Genomic DNA, 19,150 nt, shown 5'->3' on the forward strand with positions numbered 1-19,150 from the left:
CGTTGACTTGGGTCAAGGCTGCCCTTGCGGGCTGCAGATAGGCCAGAGAAGCAGATCAGTGCCCTTCACAAAACCGGAAAGGATATCTCATGGCAAGAACCGCGCCCCTCCCGTTCCGTGTCGTTCTTCTGAGTTCCGCGGTATGGGGCGCCGCACTGAACGCGACTGCCGCATTCGGGCAAAGCGAGCCGATCGTACTGGACACGATCACACTGGTCGCAACCGGGCTGCCGACAGAAATCATGCAGAGCCCCGCCTCGATTTCCGTCATCAGTGCCGATGATATCCGGGAATCCGCGCCGGTCTCGGTCGCGACGCTGATGCGCAACATTCCGGGGGTGAATATTCAGGAAGAAGGGATCGAACGCATCTCGATCCGGGGCGAGGATTCCCGCCGTGTCGCAATCCTCATCGACGGGCAGAAGCTGACCGATCACACGAATTACGGCCAGCCTGTGTTGATAGATCCGACAACAATCGAGAGGATCGAGGTCGTCCGCGGATCATCTTCGGTCGTTTCAGGCAGCCGCGCCATCGGCGGCGTGATTAATATCATTACGAAACGAGGGGCGGACAGGCCTTTCGCGCTTTCGACGACGGCGGGATATATCTCCGCAACCGAGGGATATCGCGTCTCGATTTCCGCTGCAGGAACGGTGCAGGCAGGAGCTGGCAAGATGGATTACCGCCTCACCGCCGGCCGGATGGAGCAGAATGACCGTCACACACCGGACGGCATTCTGAAACCCTCTGATGTCAGTGACCGCAGCCTGTCCGGGCATCTCGGCTATCAGCTTGGGAACCAGTATTTCGGGCTGAGAGGGCAGGCTTACGACCTTTCCGCGAATGTCTTTGTTGAAGAGAATGATTTTTCCATTGCCCTGCCGAAGCGCGACCTCAGGAAGATTTCGGCTTTTTACGAGATCAGCGATGTGACGCCCTGGCTTCGTCAGCTCAGCGCGGATCTTTATTATCAAACGGTCGAACGCGAGTTCATAAGTAACGTGTCAACCCAGGCCGGACCGATGGCGCTGAATGTCCGGGCGGAGTCCGAGGATGAACAGCGCACAACCGGTCTGAACCTGCGTGCCGAGATGGATCTCTGGCCGGGAACACGAACCGTGGCGGGGCTGGAAATCGAGGATGACCGGCTGGACACCGACAAGACGACCACCACCACCATCACTCCGCCGGGTGCGCCCGCAGGGTTCACGACATCTGCCAGCAGCCATGACGAAGCCTCGATCCGGACGATTTCGCTGTTCGCTCAGCATGAGGTCAGTTTTTCGGAAATATGGACCGGTACGTTCGGGGCGCGTTGGTATGATGTCGATGCGGATCATGAAGACAGCACCACGGACGGGATCGCGAATGATCGAAACTCGAACAGCGACAGTCTTTTGCTTGGTTCGGCGGGACTGGTCTGGTCGCCGGACGATTCGCTTGCGGTGCGTGCCAATCTGTCGCAGGGCTATATTTATCCCACACTCGGCCAGTTGTTCCTGACCACTGCAGCAGGCGGAGAAGGTACGATTTACGGCAATCCTGACCTGAAACCGGAAACCTCGACTACGTTCGAACTCGGCCTGCGTTACGATACGGGGGCCACCACAGTGGACGCGGCCCTGTTCTATACCGATGCCGATGACTATATCGCGCGGGTTGCGACGGGACCACGCAGTTTCACCTATGAAAACGTCGATGCCGCGAAAAGCTGGGGGCTGGAACTTCAGGCAGAGCATCACCTGACCGCCTGGAACCTGACGCCCTATGTCTCTGTCGCCCTGATGCGGCGGGAACTGGAATACAGCAACGGCTATTCCACCTTCGACAGCGGAGCACCCACAACCTCGGGGCGGATCGGTATACGCCGTGACTGGCAGGTGGGATCGCTGAGAGGCAATCTGGATCTCTATCTGCGCGGCGAAAGCGGGACCGATCTGCGCGGTGAGGACGGATCGCTGAACAGCTCATATGGCGGCTATGCCACGCTGAACATGAAAGGCGACGTGGATTTCGGGAACGGGCTGATGCTGGTTGCCGAACTGAATAACCTCACCGATCGCAGCTATCAGCCCTATGAACAGATGCCCGGCGCTGAACGCTCGGTCAATCTGTTCTTCACCAAGAGCTTCTAGGACGGCATCCGATGCTGAAATCCCTGCTACTCATCCTCTTCAGCACCGGCCCTGGCGAGGCAAGTGTCGCCTTTGCAGAAGCTGAAAACCTGGATGACTGCGAGGCGAAGCGGGATGTCGTCACGCAGATCCTGACAAGTGCCGGGCAGGCTCCGACTTACGTGCTGTGCGGCAAGACAGAACTCAGCTTCTCGCCATATATCCACGGTACACCACCTGATGCCCTGATCCATTATTACCGTATCCGGATCGCGGGAGAGAACAGGTTCGACCTGATTCCGCTCGGCAGCAAGTCGGAATGCGACAGGCTTGCATCCCCGGAAGATGCGCAACTCTGGTGCGCGGTATCCGGGCAGCGGGTCTTGTCAAAGCAAGATGGGTCTCATGCATCGCCAGAAGACATTCGTTGAATATGCGACATTTTCAGCAAGGCTGCGGCATTCTGGCATACCGGAGAGAGAAAAGACAGGCCGTTCGGCTGTTGCTGTCGGCAGCAATGGCGTAGCATGATAGTCTCGTGAACAGTCATCCGCTGGTAACCATCATGATCGCCCAAATTGCTCCGGAAGCGAGGAACTCGGTTCTTCTGCGCTATCTCTCCGACGATGTTTGCCGGAGGCTTCTGGAGGGTGCGACGAAAAAACATTTCGCCAGTGGAGAAAATATTTTCCTTCAGGGAGAGCACGCTCATTCGGTCTTTCTTATCACCGAAGGCTGGATCAAGCTGTTCCGTGTCTCGCCGGGCGGCGCCGAGGCGGTCGTCTCGATCCTCTCACGTAACCGCAGCTTCGGCGAGGCTGTCGCGCTTCGCGATCAACCCTATCCCGTCTCTGCCGAGGCAATCGCCGACACGACCCTTATCCAGATCGATTCCAAACGGCTGCGCCGCCAGATTACCAGCGATCCGGAGCTGGCCGTGAGCCTGCTTTCAGCCAGCTATGTTCACTTGCAAGAGCTGGTTGGGCAGGTCGAGCAGTTGAAAGCGCGTTCGGGTGTACAGCGACTGGCCGAATTTCTGGTCGATCTGGCAGATCGCGACGATAAAAGCTGCCGCGTCTCGCTGCCCTATAACAAGACCCTGATTGCCGGTCATCTGGGAATCCAGCCGGAAAGCCTGTCCCGCGCTTTTGCGCGACTGCGGGAACATGGGGTGCATATCGAGGGAAGCCACGCGGTCATCGCCGATATCGGCAAGCTGAGGGGTCTGGCAAATCAGGATAAGGGCCAACCCTGGAAACGGTGAGATCCACCGGTCGGCAATATTTCAGCCGATCAGATAGAGCCCTGTCGCAGCGATCAGAAACAGGCTCAGCCCAAACAGAAACCCGCTGCGGATGCGCGGTGCCTGCCGCAGTTCAAGATAGTCGGACAGGATGATATTCGCCTTGAGCCAGACGACGATCAGGATAGCCATACCGCTGCCTTTGGCCAAAGGCCCGGGCAGCACTGGATGAAGCAGTGCCAACATCGTCGCAATCAGGCTCAGCACAACCAGTCGGATCCATGCGCCAATCATTCCGCGCCTCATTGCAACAGATAGATGATCGGAAAAAGCAGCACCCAGACCAGATCGATCATATGCCAGAACTGGGCACCAGCCTCGACGCTCTCGGCTTTCGGGCGCAACGCAACGATCAGCAGAACAATGATTCCGGCAATGACATGGGCGGCATGAAACCCAGTCAGCAGAAAGTAGAAAGTAAAGAAGCTGTTGGTTTCCAGCCCAATCCCCTGCCCGATCGCATCGCTGTATTCGACTGCCTTCAGCGCCAGAAAGACTGTCCCGAGCCCGGCCGCCGCCAGCAGAAATCTTCGCGCTTTTGCTGCATGCCCGTCACGGATCTCTGCGACGGCCCGGGCCGCCAGATAGCCCGAGCTCACCAGCACGATTGTGTTAACTCCGGCCGAAACCTGATGCAGCCGCGCCTGTGACTGCGCAAACAGCTCCGGGTCGGTAAGCCGAAGCGAAAGAAAGACCAGAAGGCAAACGCAGAAAACCGCCAATTCACTGACGATCAGCACCCACATTATCAGCTCGCCGGGCAGTTCCTCAAGAAGGCTCCGGTCCCCGGTCATGCGCCCACCAATTGCCGGTATATTTCCGGCAAGGCCGCCGTCAGCTTGTCGGGATGCGCAATCAGAGCATATCCGCCCTGCCCGAATATCCTCGGAAACCAGCTTTTGCCGTCCCGGTCGACAGTGATCCCGAAGACCGCATGTCCCGCACGCCGCGCCTCGCGCACCGCTCGGGCGCTGTCCTCGATTCCGTGCCGTCCCTCATAGTGATCCAGATCATTCGGCTTTCCATCGGTAATGACCAGCAGCAAGCGCCGCTTCCGCTGCTGCCGCGAAAGCCCCGCCGAGGCATGCCGCACCCCCGCGCCGAGCCGCGTGTAGAATTGCGGTCGCAACCCGGCGATCCGGCGTTCGACCACCGGACCCATCTCTTCGCCAAAGGATTTGCATTCACTGACAAACACCCGGTCGCGCTTCAGCGATGAAAACGCATGAATTGCGAAATCGTCACCACAGGCAACCAGCCCCCAGGCAAGCGCCGTCAGAGCCTCGCACTCGATGTCGATTACCGCCCGGCCAGTCACCGCGCTTTCGGTCGACCGCGAGACGTCCAGAAGGATCGACACCGCCAGATCACGCGCGACGGGACGCGATTGTCGCCAGATCCTGTCGCTGCCCTGACCGCTGGCGCGAATATCCGCGAAAGATCTGACCGCGAGATCGTCATCCAGATCGTCGCCATCCCGATGCGCCGTGGTGACGACCCGTCCCGGTCGCATCGCCTCGAATTGCCGGCGCACAGCGCGGATACGCGCCCGAGCGGCGGGATCATCAAGCCTGCCATCTGTAAGGGCTTCCTCGGCCCGGCTCTCCAGCACACGCGCATGTGCCGGAAGATATACACCGCGTCGCGCCTCCCATTCCGGATAAAGGAACTCTCCGGCCAATGCCTCGCGATCCGCATCTTCGGGTGCGAGATCCAGATGCAGTTTCAACCGGGTCGCAGGCGCCTTGCTGATCTGCCCGAGCCCCAGTTCTTCCTGATCGTCCAAAGCCTTCTTTGCATCGTCGTGGTCGTCATCCTCAATCTTACGATTGAGGTTGAGGAACTCTGTCCAACTCAGGATCGCCTCGAATTTATGGATGATCAGACTGTCGCGGCGGCCGGCCTGATCCGTCTCGCGACGCCGTGCACGGATCATGCGCTCATCCTGTGCAATCTCCGGATCGCCATCCGTTTCCCTTGTTTCCACCTTATCGCTGGCCGAGGAAGACACGGCCTCAACCCTCGGCCAGAGTGACACCGGCCGGAATGACCTGTAGCCCCGGGGCGCACGGATTCCCGACGGATCGTCCAATGCATCCAGAAACGTCCTGGCCGGTACTGAAAGCGAGGCTGCATCGCCAAGAAAATGCCTGACAAGCTCCTCTATAGCGGCTTCCTCAGGAGGCAATTTCGGCAATGGGCGCTGCGCAAGCACCACCGCACGAAGATCTTCATACAGCCCGCGCAGACCCGGCGCCGCATCCAGCGTCGCTGAAACCATCCGCCGTGACACCGATAATTGCCGCAGATCGCTCTGTAACAGATGATCCCCCGAGGGCGGCACGACGGCATGGGCAGAACAGGCGGTCAGCCAGAGATACAGCTCCGCATTGGCCTCAGCGGTCGGAAACAGCGCCAGCTTCTGAGGCAGCCGCAACGCCTCCCCGTCAAAGCTCGCCTGAGGCAATGTTTCAGCCTCGGTCCCCAGCCGTCGCCGCCATCCGACGCGATGCTGGCTGACATGATCGGCGGCGGGCCTGAACTCGACCGACGGGTCGCCGCCAAGGCCGCGAAACAGCACGACCAGCCTCCCGGAAATCTCATTCAGCGCAGCCGCCGCTTCGGGATATTCGGCAGGCGCATCAATCCGGCTGGCATAGGCATGCCACAGCCTGCCAACGGATTCTTCCGGCTCCCACGGCTCGATATCACGCCAGTTCGCACTCATCGTCGGCCCTTTCATCCTGGCGGAAATATCCCGCGGGGGACCGGGGGTGCGAAACCCCCGGTTCCCTCATCAGCCATAAACTGCGACGACCAGATCCCGCAGTCCCTGCCTGACATCGGGATCATCGGTCAGCGGCTCGATCATCGCCACATCAATGGCCCGCGAAACCGGCATCCCCTGCGCGATAAGCGTGGCGGCATAGACCACCAGCCGGGTCGAGACGCCTTCCTCAAGATCCTGTCCCTTCAATCCGCGCAGCTTGCCCGCAAGCCGCACCAACGCCGCGGCACGATCCCGATCCAGCCCCGATTCGCGGGTAATGATCTGAATTTCCTGCGCAGCCTCGGGAAAACCGAATTCCATCGCCACGAAACGCTGCCGTGTCGAGGGTTTGAGGCTCTTGAGGATATTCTGGTAACCGGGGTTATAGCTTGCCACCAGCATGAAACCCGGTGCGGCCTCAAGCTCTTCGCCGGTGCGGTCGATGGGCAGGATACGGCGGTCATCGGTCAGTGGATGCAGCACCACCGTCACATCCTTCCGCGCCTCGACCACCTCGTCCAGATAGCAGATCGCGCCCTCGCGCACCGCACGGGTCAGGGGTCCATCCACCCAGACGGTTTCCCCGCCTTTCAGCAGATAACGCCCGATCAGATCGGCTGCCGACAGATCGTCATGGCAGGCGACTGTGTACAAGCGGCGGCCAAGACGTGCCGCCATATGCGCGACGAAGCGGGTCTTGCCGCAGCCGGTCGGCCCTTTCAGCAGAACCGGCATATCAGCCGAGGCCGCTGCTTCGAACACGGCCACCTCATCGGATTGGGGCAGATAGAACGGGGCGTTCGCCGCCCCGTCTTTCTGCATTGCGGGTTTATCCATCGCGTTCATGCCTTACTCCGCCGGTTCCACCTGAGCTGTCTTATGTTCCTGTACCGGACCCGGCTGGAGTATCTCGCGGCGCGGGAACATCACCGACCAGATGAACAGCACCACACCAACCACCACGCAGGCACCGGCCGCGAACCGCATCCAGTAGAACAGCACCAGCGAATCCTGCACATCCATGTAGTAATCTCCCAGAACCCGCTGCATATGAGTCTGGATCGTGCCCGCAAAGGTCAGCACGAATGTCATGAACAGCATCCCTCCCGACATCAGCCAGAACGAAGCCATGTTCAGCACCTGATTATAGGGATCGCGGTTGCGCAGGATCGGCATCGCATAAGTCACGATCGCCGCGACGAGGCAGACATAAGCACCATAGAAGGCCAGATGCCCGTGAGCCGCGGTGATCTGGGTGCCGTGAGTATAATAATTTACCCCGTGCAGCGTGTGCAGGAAGCCCCACACACCGGCCCCGAAAAACGCCAGCACCGAACAGCCCAGAGACCACAGCAGCGCAGCCTTGTTCGGATGATCACGCCGCCCTTTCCAGACCATGACGAAGGCGAAGGACATCATTGCGAAGAACGGCACAACCTCGAAGCTGGAGAAGATCGAGCCGACCCATTGCCAGTATCCCGGCATACCGATCCAATAGTAATGGTGTCCGGTCCCGAGAATGCCGGAAAACAGCGCGGTGGCGACAATGACATACAGCCATTTCTCGACCACTTCGCGGTCAACCCCGGTCAGCTTCAGCATCAGGAAGGCCAGGATCGCGGCCATGATCAACTCCCACACGCCTTCGACCCAGAGATGCACGACCCACCACCAGTATTGCTTGTCCAGCACCAGATTGGAGGGGTTGTAGAAGGAAAACAGCCATAGCAGCGCAAGTCCCCACAGACCGAGAAGAAGCACGTTTGAAATCGCCGTCTTACGGCCCTTCAAGACGGTCAGCGTGACATTATAGAGAAAGATCAGTGCCGCGACGGCGATCCCGATCTTGACCCATGTGGGCTGCTCCAGAAACTCGCGGCCCTGCGTGCCAAGAAACCAGTTGCCGTGGAACAGATCGAACACATAGGTCACCACCACCCCAAGCGTGCCGATCACCAGAATCGCAAGTTGCAGATAGGCAAGGAAGGGCGAGTGGATCTCGCGTTCGGCCTCTTCCGGCAACAGGAAATAGGCCGATCCGAAAAATCCCAGAAGCAGCCAGACGATCAGGCTGTTGGAATGCAGCATCCTGACGACGTTGAACGGCAGGGTTTCGGCAAGGAAATTCGGGCTGACATAGATCCACCCCATGACAAGACCCATCGTCACCTGCACGGCAAAAAGCGCCATCGCGACGGCGTAATAGGCAAATGCGATTTTCTGCGTTTTGTATTTCATGACATCCCCCTCAGCCTGCCTCGTTGGGCGGCCAGTTCTGGGTGTTGATCTTGCTGGTCCAGAGCAGGAAATTGGCGAGGTCTTCATATTCCTCGTCAGTCAGGTTGAACTGCGGCATCTGCCGGCGGCCCTCGATGCCGGTCGGCATCGCGTCCATCCATGTCTTGAGCGCGTCCTTCGCCGCCTCGGGATCGTCCTGTACACCCCAACGGATCATCACATTCCCAAGCTCGGGCGCGAAATAGGCCCCCTCACCCAGCAATGTGTGACAATTGATGCAGACATTCTTTTCCCAGACATGCTTGCCGGCGGCGACGCTTTCCGTCAGCCCGTCCTTGTCGACAGCAACATTGCGTGCGTAGAGATGGCTGTGCACGGTCAGAACGCCGAAGATCGCCAGAAAGAACAGCGACCCACCATAAAAGACGTTCCGGGCCATGCTCTTGGTCATGATATCGCTCATGCCAACGGTCCCTTCGTTCAGGTTGCGAGAGTTCCTGAACTGGACCCGATGCGCTCACGAGTCCTTGAGTGAAGTCAAAGCCGGGCCCGAGATGCGGATTTCGCGTGCCATTCGTTCAATAATTCCAGACGGCAGCCGGGAAACGATCCAAGCGCCGCATGAATGGCCTGAGGCTCCATCACACAGAACGCGGTGGACAATCCGTCAGCCAGCACAGCGGCAGGGGCGCTGACGGACACGGTTTCGTACCGGCATTCGCCTCCGCCCGGCGCGACGATATGCGGCAGATCGCCCGCCGGACCGATTCGCGTTCCCATCGGAGAAGAACTCGCCAAAGCCCGTTCCCTCAGCGTCAGCCTTTTCACCAGATGCCCATGCGCATCGGCGATGCCGGTATCCCAACCTTGCGGCCCGACAGCTCGCAATTCTCCGCTGTCGATCAACACATCCGGCAGTTCGGACAAAACAGCAGCCTGCGCAAGGCGATCCGCGACCCAACCCTGTGCGATGCCGTTAAAGGTCAGACCCATTCCGCGCCGGGGCAGCCGGATTTCATCGGCAGACCACTCGGTCTTTTGCCAGCCGGTCAGTTCGTGGACCGCCTGCTCATCCCGCCCTTGCGCACGCGCCAGCCAGACCGGCTGAACGGAGGGATCGAAAGCGCCGTCGGTTGCCGTATTCAGCCGCGCACTCAGCGCCATCATCTCAACCATTTCAGGCCTGGGGTTCCGCAGAACACCGCTTCCGTTCAACCGCGTCAGATCCGAGTCCCGATACAGCGAGAAAAGCCGCTCGGCACGGATCAGTTCAGCTTCGGCACGTTCGAAAAACGCACGCGCCTGCCGGTTCGTCGCCCCGGAGACGCGCAGAGTGACTGCCGCCCCCATCGCCATGCCGCGCCAGACCTGCGATGTCGATGCGCGGGCGGCCCGGGGCGCGGCAAGCGAAGACGCGGAAACGATCAGAAAGCGGCGTCTGGAAATCATGGCGGAACCTGTTGCCCTTCCGCGCGAGGCCCAAAGAAGATTGTCCATAACGCAAACAGATACATGATAAAAACAACGATCCAGATCAGTCCCGAAGCAATGACGCCGACCGCGTACAAGGCAGAGAATTCCGAGGCCATCCAGCGCAGCAAAACGGAAACCGGCAATAACCCGTAGGCGACAGCCACCATTGCCGGAGCATGAAGCGGGCGTCCGCTATGGCCGAGGCTCGCACGGCTCATCACCGCCAGGGTCATACCGCCAATCGCGCCGATCCCGAGAATATGCAACGCTCCGATTTCGGACCCGATGCCAAGAAGCGCCAGCCCCCAGCAGAACAGGCCAAGGGACAGCATTGCGTAGGCCAGATGCAAGGCCCAGACGATCGGCTGATGCCGCATGGACCAGCCGCGCCAGAGACCAAGCCGGGCGGCAGCCGCAAGTCCCGCAACGATTGCCAGCACGGCGCTGAGCATGTCCGGCATTCCGATAATTACCGAGAATGCCGTCAAGATTGGCAGGGCCGTCCCTGCCAGATCAAGCGGTTTATGGCTGACAGGCTGGATCTCCTCACGGCCCTCGCGGATCAGGGCATTGCGCGTGAAGGCCGGAATGATCCGCCCGCCAAGCGCGGCGATCATGGCGCAGATCGTCAGCAGCCCGCCGCGCAATCCCTGATACTCGGTGCCGGTCAGGCCGATCCATTGCAGATGCACCATCAGATTCGACAGCCAGACCATGCTCAGCAAAAGCAGGAACATCATGTTCTGAGGCTTCGGCCGGGCCATAAGCTGCGTCAATATCTTTGCCGCCAGCACCGGCAGGAATGCCAGATCGACGACCGCAACCAGCACAGGCGGCAATATCCCCGACAGATAGACCGCCGCACGGCCCGCCAGCCAGAGACCGAATACCATCGCAACAAACCGACGGGGCGCGGCTTTTGCGCCGGTCCAATTCGGCACCGCGGTCAGAAAGAAACCGCCAAGCGCAGCCGTCGCATAGCCGAACACCATCTCATGAGCGTGCCAGAGTTGAGGCGGCATGCCAGGCCCCGGCAGGCCAGGCTGACTGAACTGGCTGGATGCAAACCAGATCACCCAGATCAGCATCGACAGGACGGCCCAGATCCCGGCAGCCCAGAAAAACGCCCGCCAGCCTGCTTCGAACAGATGGGAGCCCTGTTTCATATTCATGTTGCCATCTCTGAACGTGTCGATTGTGTCAGCGTGTTTGAGGCTTGCGGGGATTTTCGCGCCCGCCGCTTCAGGACGGGACAGGTTTCGCTGTCATTCATGATGACCTGACAGCGCAGGCATAAAACGCATTCATTCTGGTTGATCCGTCCCAACGGGTCTATTGCGCCAACTGTGCATCTTGTCTCGCACAGCCTGCATTCGCGCCCGCATTGGGGTCGCCGTTTCAGCCAGTCGAACACCTTCAGCTTGGCGGGAATCGCCAAACCCGCGCCAAGCGGACAGATATAGCGGCAATAAAACCGCTCGATGAACAGACCCGCAATCAGGATCGCCGCCACGAAAAGCAGGAACGGCCATGCCCGCATGAACCGCATCGAGATTGCTGTCTTGAACGGCTCTGCCTCGGCGAGAATAAGCGCCTTTTCCATACTGTAGAAGCTGAGCGCCACAATCGCGACAAACAGCGTGTACTTGATGACCCATAGCCGCTCATGCAGCGCCTGAGGAACGGCAATTTGTCGCAGGCCAAGCTGCTGCGCCAGATTATTGGTCAGCTCCTGAAGCGCACCAAACGGGCAGAGCCAGCCACAGAACACGCCTCGCCCCCAGAACAGCAGGCCAAGAGCAACCGCAGACCACAGCAGGAAGATGATCGGCTCGATCAGAAAACTTTCCCAGCGGAAACCGGATAACAGCGCATTCAGGAACGCTACGACCTGCACCACAGAGAGTTGACCGTTGATCCCCCACCCCAGAACGAACAGCGTCGCCGTAAGAAAGCCAATCCGCGTGACCCGCCATAATCTCTTGCGCCTGACCAGCCATTCCTGTCCGAAGAGGATCAGCCCCAATACAGCCAGCATCGCCGCAACAATTGCGATGCCGGGCTGTTTTTCCATCCAGAATTCGATCCAAAGCGGCGCAGGCTCGGCGGGCTGGTTCAGGAACTCCGGGGGCAAGGACACCGTCGCGGCAACCTCAAGCAGGATCTCATCCCCGCTGAGCGAGGGACGGCTTGCGGTGACAACCACGTCGAAGGGCCGGCCCGGGTCTATACCGCCAGTATTGGGATCGGCATTCACCCGAAACACCGAGATTTCGCGGAAATCCGGCGCATCGGAAAGCGCGATTTCCGTGATCGCGGTGGCCTGCTCTACCGTCGGGCGAATACGCAGATTGCCCTGCACGAACTCGATCCTGTCAAACATGCCGCTCTGACGGTATGCTGTCCCGCGATGCGAGTGCAGCCCCTGCGACATGACCGCCAGAAGCGCCTCATCGGGTCTCAGAGGTCCGGTCAGGGCGGTGAACTCTTCCTGCCCCAGAAGGTTGCGGCCAATCATGGGCGTGTCGATCAGCCCGGCATAGAGGTCGATAAAAGGCGCGTCGGACGGCGTCACAGGGTTTTTGGCGGCGGCAAAACGCTGTGCAGCCTGAGCCATTGTCAGAGTGCTGTGCCCAAAAGCACCCATTGCCACCAGTCCGCGCCAATCCGCGGGAGCATAGCTGACCCGGTCGATCGCGCCCTGCCCCAGACCCTGCGCCTGCGCCAGAACTCTCCCGGTGCGCAGGATGCCATCACGGATCACGCCCGTTGAGACCGTCGCGCGAGAAATCACATCCGGCAGGTCCGGATCCCTGCCCGGCGTCGCATCATCAGGACGGATCAGATCAACACCGCCGAAGCCATCGATATAGGCGGCAATATCTGTCTCGGATATGCCGAGCGTCAGGACCGGCTCGCTTTGGCGTATCAGTTCAGCCCCGGCAATCAGCCCCTCAGGCGTAACCGCCACAAGCACATCGAGCGGTTTTCCCGAATACCCGGTCGAGCCGGTAAGCTCCCATGTTGAACCGATCATGCCGATATCTTGCCCGTTCAGGCTGACCGTCCAGCCGGGAACCGGGCTATCCTGACGGATCAGACGGGGAAAATCGGTGCCAAGACCGAACAGCGCCGCCGCTTGTTCGGCGGTCAACCGGGCCACTCCGATACCGGGCGCAGATTGATTGACGCGTGGCTGAGCGTTCCCGTCAAACGGACCCGCGAACATCGCCAGAACCGCAAATGCCGCAGCCTTCAGCCAATTGGAAACCCTGATCCGCATCGGTGGCACGTCCGTCAGAAACCCCTTTTCCGCTTGTGCCGCTGTCCGGCTGTCACAGCCTTAACAACAGTCAAGGCAGGCAGAGCCGTGCTCTTCTAGGCGTTAAGACGGACAGGATGCGCGCGAAGGCATGAGCCTATTGAACACGGAGAAGGCCAGCATGACATGTCAGCATATATCCACTCGCAGTACCCTGTTTGCATCCGCAGCACTTGCCCTGATTCTGGGCATGACCGGCAGCGCGTTAGCACAGGACACCGCCGACCAGCCGCCGCAGGCCGAGCTTGAGGATCACACCACCCAGCCACAGGATCAGTATCAGCCTTCGCTGGACGTTCTGGCTGAAGAGGAATTACCCGTACCCGGCGCACCGGAAGGGGTCGAGCCTCTGACTCAGGCGGAATTCAACGAGGCGAACGAGATCTATTTTCAGCGCTGCGCAGGCTGTCACGGCGTGCTGCGCAAGGGCGCGACCGGTAAGGCATTGACCCCTGACCTGACCCGCGAACTGGGTTTCGAATATCTGCAAAGCTTCATCAATTACGGCTCGCCTGCAGGGATGCCCAACTGGGGAACATCCGGCGATCTGACGCCTGAGCAGGTCGATATGATGGCGAAATACATCATGCTCGACCCGGCCAGCCCGCCGGAATGGGGCATGCCCGAGATGCGGGAAAGCTGGATCGTCCATGTCCCGCCGGAAGATCGCCCGACCGAAAAGATGAATGACTGGGATCTGGACAATCTGTTCAGCGTCACTCTCCGCGACGCCGGACAGATCGCGCTGATCGATGGCGGCACCTATGAAATCAGGAAGGTGCTGGACACAGGCTATGCCGTGCATATCAGCCGCATGTCCGCATCCGGGCGCTATCTCTTTGTGATCGGCCGCGATGCCAAGGTGGATATGATCGACCTGTGGATGGAAGATCCCTCGGTCGTGGCCGAAATCAAGATCGGGTCCGAGGCCCGCTCGGTCGAAACCTCGAAAATGGAGGGATGGGAGGATAAATACGCCATTGCCGGGGCCTATTGGCCACCGCAATACGTGATCATGGACGGCGCCACGCTGGAGCCTCTGCGCATCGTCTCGACGCGCGGCATGACCTATGACGAACAGGTCTATCACCCCGAACCGCGCGTAGCGGCGATTCTGGGCAGCCATTACCGCCCGGAATTCATCGTCAATGTGAAGGAAACCGGGAAGATCCAACTCGTCGACTATACCGATCTGAAGAACCTGAAGATCACCGAGATCGATGCCGAACGCTTCCTGCATGATGGCGGGCTGGACAGTACGCGGCGCTATTTCATCACTGCCGCAAATGCCCGCGACAGGCTGGTGGTTATCGACACCAAGGAAGGCACACTTGAAGCCGTCACCGATACGGGCGGCATTACGCCGCATCCGGGTCGCGGAGCGAATATCGAGCACCCGGTCTATGGTCCGGTCTGGGCAACTTCGCATCTTGGCGGTGAATCGGTGGCATTGATCGGCACCGATCCGGAAGGGCATCCCGATCAGGCATGGAAGATCGTCGACAGCTTCTATGCGCTTGGAGGCGGTTCCCTGTTCGTGAAAACCTATCCCGGCTCGAATCATCTTTATGTCGACGCGACACTGAACCCGGACGCCGAAATTTCCGGCTCTGTCGCCGTTTTCAATATCGACGAATTCGACGACGACCCGGAAACGGAACCCGAATACACCACGCTGAACATTGCGGAGATGGCCGAGATTACCGAGGGTCAGCCCCGCGTCGTTCAGGGAGAGTTCAACAAGGACGGCACCGAAGTCTGGTTCTCGGTCTGGAACGCTCAGGACATGGAATCGGCCATTGTTGTCATCAATGACGAAACACTGGAACTGGTGAAAGTCATCAAGGATCCGCGCCTGATCACGCCGACGGGCAAGTTCAATGTGAAAAACACCCAACAGGATATCTATTGATTTCCCCGGGAGGGGGCGCCGTCTCTCGCGCCCCTTCCGCTGTTGTTCAAACGGCCCGAACCACATGACCACACAGAAGCCCCATACCGAACCGCGACCACACCCGGATCATGACGCGCCCTGGCCGCTGTGGAAGCTCGGCCTGCTGCTTTATCCATTCGTGCTGCTGGCGGTCTGGATCAATCTCTTCATGCTGGCACTGATCGGGACATGGCTCGGCCTAGGCAGCCTGTCGCCGGTTTCCGCGCTTCTGGCGGCACTCGTGATTGCCCTGCCCGCCGATTATGCCGCTGCACTCTGGCTGAGATCTCTGCTGGATCGTGCTGCCGGATAAGTATTTTCGCGCTTTCCAATAGAAGATGGGCATGCAAGCTTCCGCTTCATGGCTGATTTGATTCTGATCTTTGTCGCCGGAATTGTCGGCGGGCTTCTCAACGCGATTGCGGGCGGAGGGACTTTCATTACCTTTCCGGCGCTCGTCTTTACCGGCGTGCCAGAGATCGCAGCGAATGCCACATCCACTGTCGCGGCAATGCCGGGATATCTTGCCGCAGCCATTGGCTTTCGCCGCGATATCGCGGAAATCGAGCGCCCTTTGCTGCTGCGCCTGACCGGATGGACCATGTTCGGCGGCGCGATCGGGTCCTTGTTGCTGCTGATTTCCTCTAACGCAGCCTTCGCGGTGCTGGTGCCGTTCCTGCTTCTGGGCGCGACGGTTGTGTTTCTGAAAGGGCCGCAGATCCGCGAATGGGCGGCGCAGAGACGCGGGGCCGTGACCGCATTCGGCGCAGGCAGCATGGTGCCGGTCGCGATCTATGGCGGGTTCTTCAATGGCGGATTGGGAATCGTGCTTCTGGCCCTGTTCGCGATGTGGGGCATGACAAATCTGCATGCGATGAACGGGCTGAAAAGCTGGCTGAGTTTCGCCCTGTCGGTGGTCTCTCTGGTGATCTTCGCCTCGGGCGGCAAGATCGTCTGGGTGCCTGCTCTGGTCATGAGCGCGGGGACCATAATCGGAGGGCTTGCCGGAGCACCGGTTTCGCGCGGGATTCCTGTTCAGACCCTGCGTATGCTGATCGCAGTGGTCGGTTTCGGAATGACCGCCGTGTTCTTCTGGCGATTGGTGGCCTGACGCTACGCCGTTGCAGCAGCCGCGTGCTCGCGGATCCGCGCCACCATCGCCCGCAAACCGTTCGAGCGCTGAGACGACAGATGCTCATTCAGGGAAAGCCGGGCAAGCTGCGCGGAAGCATCAACCTTTTCTACATCTCCCACCGGCAATCCAGCATAGAGCGCGTGAACCACCGCGATCAGGCCGCGCACGATCAGCGCATCGCTGTCACCGATGAAATCGAAGCTGCCATCCCTGACCACCGGCACGATCCAGACCTGACTGGCACAGCCATCGACCTTGCTGGCGGGCGTCTGAAGCGCCGCATCCATCGGCGGCATATCCTTGCCGATCTCGATCAAATGGCGATAGCGATCTTCCCAGTCATCCAGGAACGCGAATGTCTCGACGATGTCTTCGAAGGCTTCGGTGGTCATCAGGCGCCCTCCTTGGCGGCGCATCCCTGCTATCGCGCCGGGCAGGGAAGGTCAAAGGGGCGTATGACAAGAAGGCTTTGCGCCCCGCCTGCCTATCGCCTATCACTGGCCCAGTACAATTGCCGGAGAAATCATGCGCATCGCGACACTCGCCCTGACCCTTGGTGCCGTTCTTGCCGTCAGCGGCTGTTCCCGTTTCGGCAGCGATAGCGGGATGAATCCGTTCGGCTGGTTCGGCGGCGGCTCTCGTGAGCCGACAACGCTTGAGCCTGAGGAAGGCTGGGTTACCCGTTCGGATGATCCACGCCAGCCGGTTCCCCAGCTTCTGTCGGCAGAGCTTGAGCCACTGAATGAAGGCCAGTTGCTGCTGGTGCGTGCGTTTGCCCCGGTAAAAGGCTGGTGGGGGCTGGAACTGATCACCGAGCGACCGCAACCCGCCGAGCAACTGCGTCCCGATGATGACGGCATTCTGCGGCTGGTGCTGATCGGCAATCCGCCTTTGCCTCAGGAGGGTCAGGCAATTCTGCCCGCCAGTCCCGAATCGGATGTTCTGAATGTGGCGCTTCCGATCTCGACAGTGCAGCTGTCGCGGCTGCGCGGGATCGAGATCCGCTCGGCCTCGGGCGGTCTGTCGCTGCGGCCCTGAGACGGGTTGCGCCGGGTCAGAGCTTTTTCTTGAAACCGATATGGCTTGGCGCATAGCCAAGCCGCTCATAGAAGCGATGCGCATCTTCCCGTGCCGCATTGCTGGTCAGTTGCACAAGCTTCGCCCCGGCATCGCAAGCCCGCCTCTCGGCATCCACCATCAGCGTGGCTCCTACGCCCTGCCCACGCAGCGATGCATCGACGCGGACGGCCTCGATCTGCGCCCGGCGACTGGCCGACAATGAAAGCCCGGAGATGATCGTCAGTTGATAGGTCGCCACGACCTGCCCGGCCTGCTCACCCACATAAACCATGTTCTGCGGCTCATCCGAGATTGCATCGAAAGCGGCATAATAGCTGGCCGGATCGGGCATCTCGCGTGTTTTCCCCAGCATATCATCCGCAAGAAGCGCCATGATGGCGGGAATATCGTCACGCGTTGCAGGGCGGAAGCGGATCATGAGGCCGCGCTGACGAAGCGGCGGATCATCTCGGGATCCTTTTCCCCCGGAGCCGATTCGACGCCCGAGGACACATCAACGATGCGCGCCCCGGTCAGCCGGATCGCTTCGGCGACGTTATCCGCGCTCAGCCCGCCCGCCAGCATCCAAGGGGTCAGCCATTTTCGCCCGACCAGCAAGCGCCAGTCGAAGGCCAGCCCGTTCCCGCCGGGCAGGATGGCGTCCTTCGGTGCCTTGGCATCGACCAGCAGAAGATCTGCAACCAGCCCGTAATCCCAAAGCGCCTCAAGATCGTCCGGACCGGCAACGCCCACCGCCTTCATGACCGGCAGGCCGAAACGCTGCCTGATCTCTGCAACACGGTCAGCCGATTCGCGCCCGTGAAGTTGCAGGATATCCAGCGGAACCTCTGCCAGCACCTGTTCAAGCGGCGCATCGTCCGGATCGACGAAAAGCCCCACCCGGGCAATGCCCGGCGGAACCTCACGCGCCAGTTCCGCCGCCTTTTCAGGCGTCACATAGCGCGGAGATTTTGTAAAGAAGACAAAACCGATAAAAGAAGCCCCGGCCCCGACCGCAGCGGCGACATGTTCGGATCGGGTCAGCCCGCAGATCTTGACCTGAGCCAATTCAGCGCGTCGCAGGCAGGCTGGTTCCCGTCGCAGGCTGAGCCGAAGCGGCGAGCTTTGGCTGGTCCAGTATCGCCAGCACCTCATCATTCGGGGCGTTGTGCCGGTCGCGCAGATTTCCGACCTCACGTTCCAGCCGCTGCACTTCCTGCCTCCGGCGGGTCGCCGCATTGCGAATATGCGCCTCGCGGAGCCATTCCCAGATGAACCCGATCACGATGCCACTGACAATCGCAAGAAAAATCACCAGGAACAACGGCAGAGTAATCTGCCACGGACCGCCCGTATATTGATCGAACGTCTCAGGCAGCGCTCTCAGCGTCACGGCGGAGCGGTTAGCAAGAGCGATGGCCACCAGCAGAACAGCCAGCAGGATGACGAACAGAAGGCGGATGATGCGCATGGGTTACCTCGGGATCAGGTGCCTGACCGATTTGCCAGATCAGGCGTCTCCGTTCAACCTGTCACGCAACAGCTTGCCGGTCTTGAAGAAGGGAACATGCTTTTCATCGACGGGTACGGATTCGCCGGTGCGCGGGTTCCGGCCCATGCGGGCATCCCGCTTCTTGACCGAAAATGCACCGAATCCACGAAGCTCGACACGCTCACCGCGCGACATGGCGTCGATGATTTCATCGAAAATGGTCGAGACGATCCGATCCACGTCCCGTTGAATGAGATGCGGGTTTTCTTCCGCGATTTTCTGAATCAGCTCCGACCGTATCATACTTC

At 60.0% G+C, this 19,150-nt stretch carries 21 protein-coding genes; 7 read left to right on the forward strand and 14 right to left on the reverse strand.

What is annotated here, in order from left to right:
• Positions 1–89 precede the first annotated feature (89 nt).
• From PAE61_RS10330 to PAE61_RS10340, 3 genes are all read left to right on the forward strand, one after another.
• Positions 90–2,138, forward strand: a complete 2,049-nt coding sequence (locus tag PAE61_RS10330; RefSeq protein ID WP_271112309.1) for a TonB-dependent receptor — start codon at positions 90–92, stop codon at positions 2,136–2,138.
• Between the two features lie 11 nt (positions 2,139–2,149).
• Entirely contained in the window at positions 2,150–2,548 is a 399-nt protein-coding gene (locus tag PAE61_RS10335) for a hypothetical protein (protein ID WP_271112310.1), read from the forward strand.
• A 107-nt stretch (positions 2,549–2,655) separates the two neighbouring features.
• A complete protein-coding gene (locus PAE61_RS10340; RefSeq protein WP_271112311.1) occupies positions 2,656–3,381 on the forward strand; it encodes a Crp/Fnr family transcriptional regulator in 726 nt (241 codons plus the stop codon).
• Between the two features lie 21 nt (positions 3,382–3,402).
• On the opposite strand, the gene PAE61_RS10345 is transcribed toward PAE61_RS10340, so the two are convergent.
• The 9 genes from PAE61_RS10345 to PAE61_RS10385 form a co-directional block, all read right to left on the reverse strand.
• A complete protein-coding gene (locus PAE61_RS10345) occupies positions 3,403–3,654 on the reverse strand; it encodes a cytochrome C oxidase subunit IV family protein (RefSeq protein WP_271112312.1) in 252 nt (83 codons plus the stop codon).
• 8 nt (positions 3,655–3,662) lie between these two features.
• Positions 3,663–4,214 (reverse strand): cytochrome c oxidase subunit 3, encoded by a 552-nt coding sequence (locus PAE61_RS10350; RefSeq protein ID WP_271112313.1) that lies wholly within the window; start codon positions 4,212–4,214, stop codon positions 3,663–3,665.
• Complete coding sequence (locus PAE61_RS10355; protein ID WP_271112314.1) at positions 4,211–6,148, reverse strand: nitric oxide reductase activation protein NorD; 1,938 nt, start codon at positions 6,146–6,148, stop codon at positions 4,211–4,213. The genes PAE61_RS10350 and PAE61_RS10355 overlap by 4 nt, the downstream gene beginning before the upstream one ends.
• Before the next feature lie 69 nt (positions 6,149–6,217).
• Positions 6,218–7,036 (reverse strand): CbbQ/NirQ/NorQ/GpvN family protein, encoded by an 819-nt coding sequence (locus PAE61_RS10360; protein ID WP_271112315.1) that lies wholly within the window; start codon positions 7,034–7,036, stop codon positions 6,218–6,220.
• 3 nt (positions 7,037–7,039) lie between these two features.
• Positions 7,040–8,428 (reverse strand): cbb3-type cytochrome c oxidase subunit I, encoded by a 1,389-nt coding sequence (locus PAE61_RS10365; protein ID WP_271112316.1) that lies wholly within the window; start codon positions 8,426–8,428, stop codon positions 7,040–7,042.
• 10 nt (positions 8,429–8,438) lie between these two features.
• Entirely contained in the window at positions 8,439–8,891 is a 453-nt protein-coding gene (locus PAE61_RS10370; protein WP_271112317.1) for a c-type cytochrome, read from the reverse strand.
• A gap of 74 nt (positions 8,892–8,965) precedes the next feature.
• On the reverse strand, positions 8,966–9,877 hold the full coding sequence (locus tag PAE61_RS10375; RefSeq protein ID WP_271112318.1) for an FAD:protein FMN transferase: 912 nt from the start codon (positions 9,875–9,877) through the stop codon (positions 8,966–8,968).
• A complete protein-coding gene (locus PAE61_RS10380; RefSeq protein WP_271112319.1) occupies positions 9,874–11,073 on the reverse strand; it encodes an NnrS family protein in 1,200 nt (399 codons plus the stop codon). The genes PAE61_RS10375 and PAE61_RS10380 overlap by 4 nt, the downstream gene beginning before the upstream one ends.
• Positions 11,070–13,184 carry a NosR/NirI family protein gene (locus PAE61_RS10385; RefSeq protein ID WP_271112320.1) on the reverse strand — a complete coding sequence of 705 codons (2,115 nt, stop codon included), beginning with the start codon at positions 13,182–13,184 and terminating at the stop codon, positions 11,070–11,072. The genes PAE61_RS10380 and PAE61_RS10385 overlap by 4 nt, the downstream gene beginning before the upstream one ends.
• Positions 13,185–13,344: 160 nt before the next feature.
• Between PAE61_RS10385 and PAE61_RS10390 the strand changes: the two genes are divergently transcribed.
• The 3 genes from PAE61_RS10390 to PAE61_RS10400 all read left to right on the forward strand — a co-directional run bounded on the left by PAE61_RS10390 (position 13,345) and on the right by PAE61_RS10400 (position 16,267).
• On the forward strand, positions 13,345–15,135 hold the full coding sequence (locus tag PAE61_RS10390; protein WP_271112321.1) for a nitrite reductase: 1,791 nt from the start codon (positions 13,345–13,347) through the stop codon (positions 15,133–15,135).
• Positions 15,136–15,199: 64 nt separating this feature from the next.
• A complete protein-coding gene (locus PAE61_RS10395; RefSeq protein WP_271112322.1) occupies positions 15,200–15,469 on the forward strand; it encodes a hypothetical protein in 270 nt (89 codons plus the stop codon).
• A gap of 48 nt (positions 15,470–15,517) precedes the next feature.
• The gene (locus tag PAE61_RS10400) at positions 15,518–16,267 is read left to right on the forward strand and encodes a sulfite exporter TauE/SafE family protein (RefSeq protein WP_271112323.1); all 750 of its coding nucleotides are present in this window, start codon (positions 15,518–15,520) and stop codon (positions 16,265–16,267) included.
• Positions 16,268–16,269: 2 nt separating this feature from the next.
• On the opposite strand, the gene PAE61_RS10405 is transcribed toward PAE61_RS10400, so the two are convergent.
• Positions 16,270–16,683 (reverse strand): SufE family protein, encoded by a 414-nt coding sequence (locus tag PAE61_RS10405; protein ID WP_271112324.1) that lies wholly within the window; start codon positions 16,681–16,683, stop codon positions 16,270–16,272.
• A gap of 133 nt (positions 16,684–16,816) precedes the next feature.
• Here PAE61_RS10405 and PAE61_RS10410 point away from each other — a divergent pair, with 133 nt between their 5' ends.
• Positions 16,817–17,329 carry a hypothetical protein gene (locus tag PAE61_RS10410; protein ID WP_271112325.1) on the forward strand — a complete coding sequence of 171 codons (513 nt, stop codon included), beginning with the start codon at positions 16,817–16,819 and terminating at the stop codon, positions 17,327–17,329.
• Positions 17,330–17,345: 16 nt separating this feature from the next.
• Here PAE61_RS10410 and PAE61_RS10415 read toward each other — a convergent pair whose 3' ends face one another.
• The 4 genes from PAE61_RS10415 to ihfB are packed head-to-tail and all read right to left on the reverse strand — an operon-like array spanning position 17,346 to position 19,145.
• Positions 17,346–17,789, reverse strand: a complete 444-nt coding sequence (locus PAE61_RS10415) for a GNAT family N-acetyltransferase (RefSeq protein WP_271112326.1) — start codon at positions 17,787–17,789, stop codon at positions 17,346–17,348.
• Positions 17,786–18,418 carry a phosphoribosylanthranilate isomerase gene (locus tag PAE61_RS10420; protein ID WP_271112327.1) on the reverse strand — a complete coding sequence of 211 codons (633 nt, stop codon included), beginning with the start codon at positions 18,416–18,418 and terminating at the stop codon, positions 17,786–17,788. Before PAE61_RS10420 ends, PAE61_RS10415 begins: the two co-directional genes overlap by 4 nt.
• A 1-nt stretch (position 18,419) precedes the next feature.
• The gene (locus PAE61_RS10425) at positions 18,420–18,821 is read right to left on the reverse strand and encodes a LapA family protein (RefSeq protein ID WP_271112328.1); all 402 of its coding nucleotides are present in this window, start codon (positions 18,819–18,821) and stop codon (positions 18,420–18,422) included.
• 39 nt (positions 18,822–18,860) lie between these two features.
• Positions 18,861–19,145: an integration host factor subunit beta gene (gene ihfB / locus PAE61_RS10430; protein ID WP_271112329.1), complete on the reverse strand. Its 285-nt coding sequence runs from the start codon at positions 19,143–19,145 to the stop codon at positions 18,861–18,863.
• Between the last annotated feature and the right edge of the window lie 5 nt (positions 19,146–19,150).

Source organism: Paracoccus aerodenitrificans (assembly GCF_027913215.1).
GTDB lineage: Bacteria > Pseudomonadota > Alphaproteobacteria > Rhodobacterales > Rhodobacteraceae > Paracoccus > Paracoccus aerodenitrificans.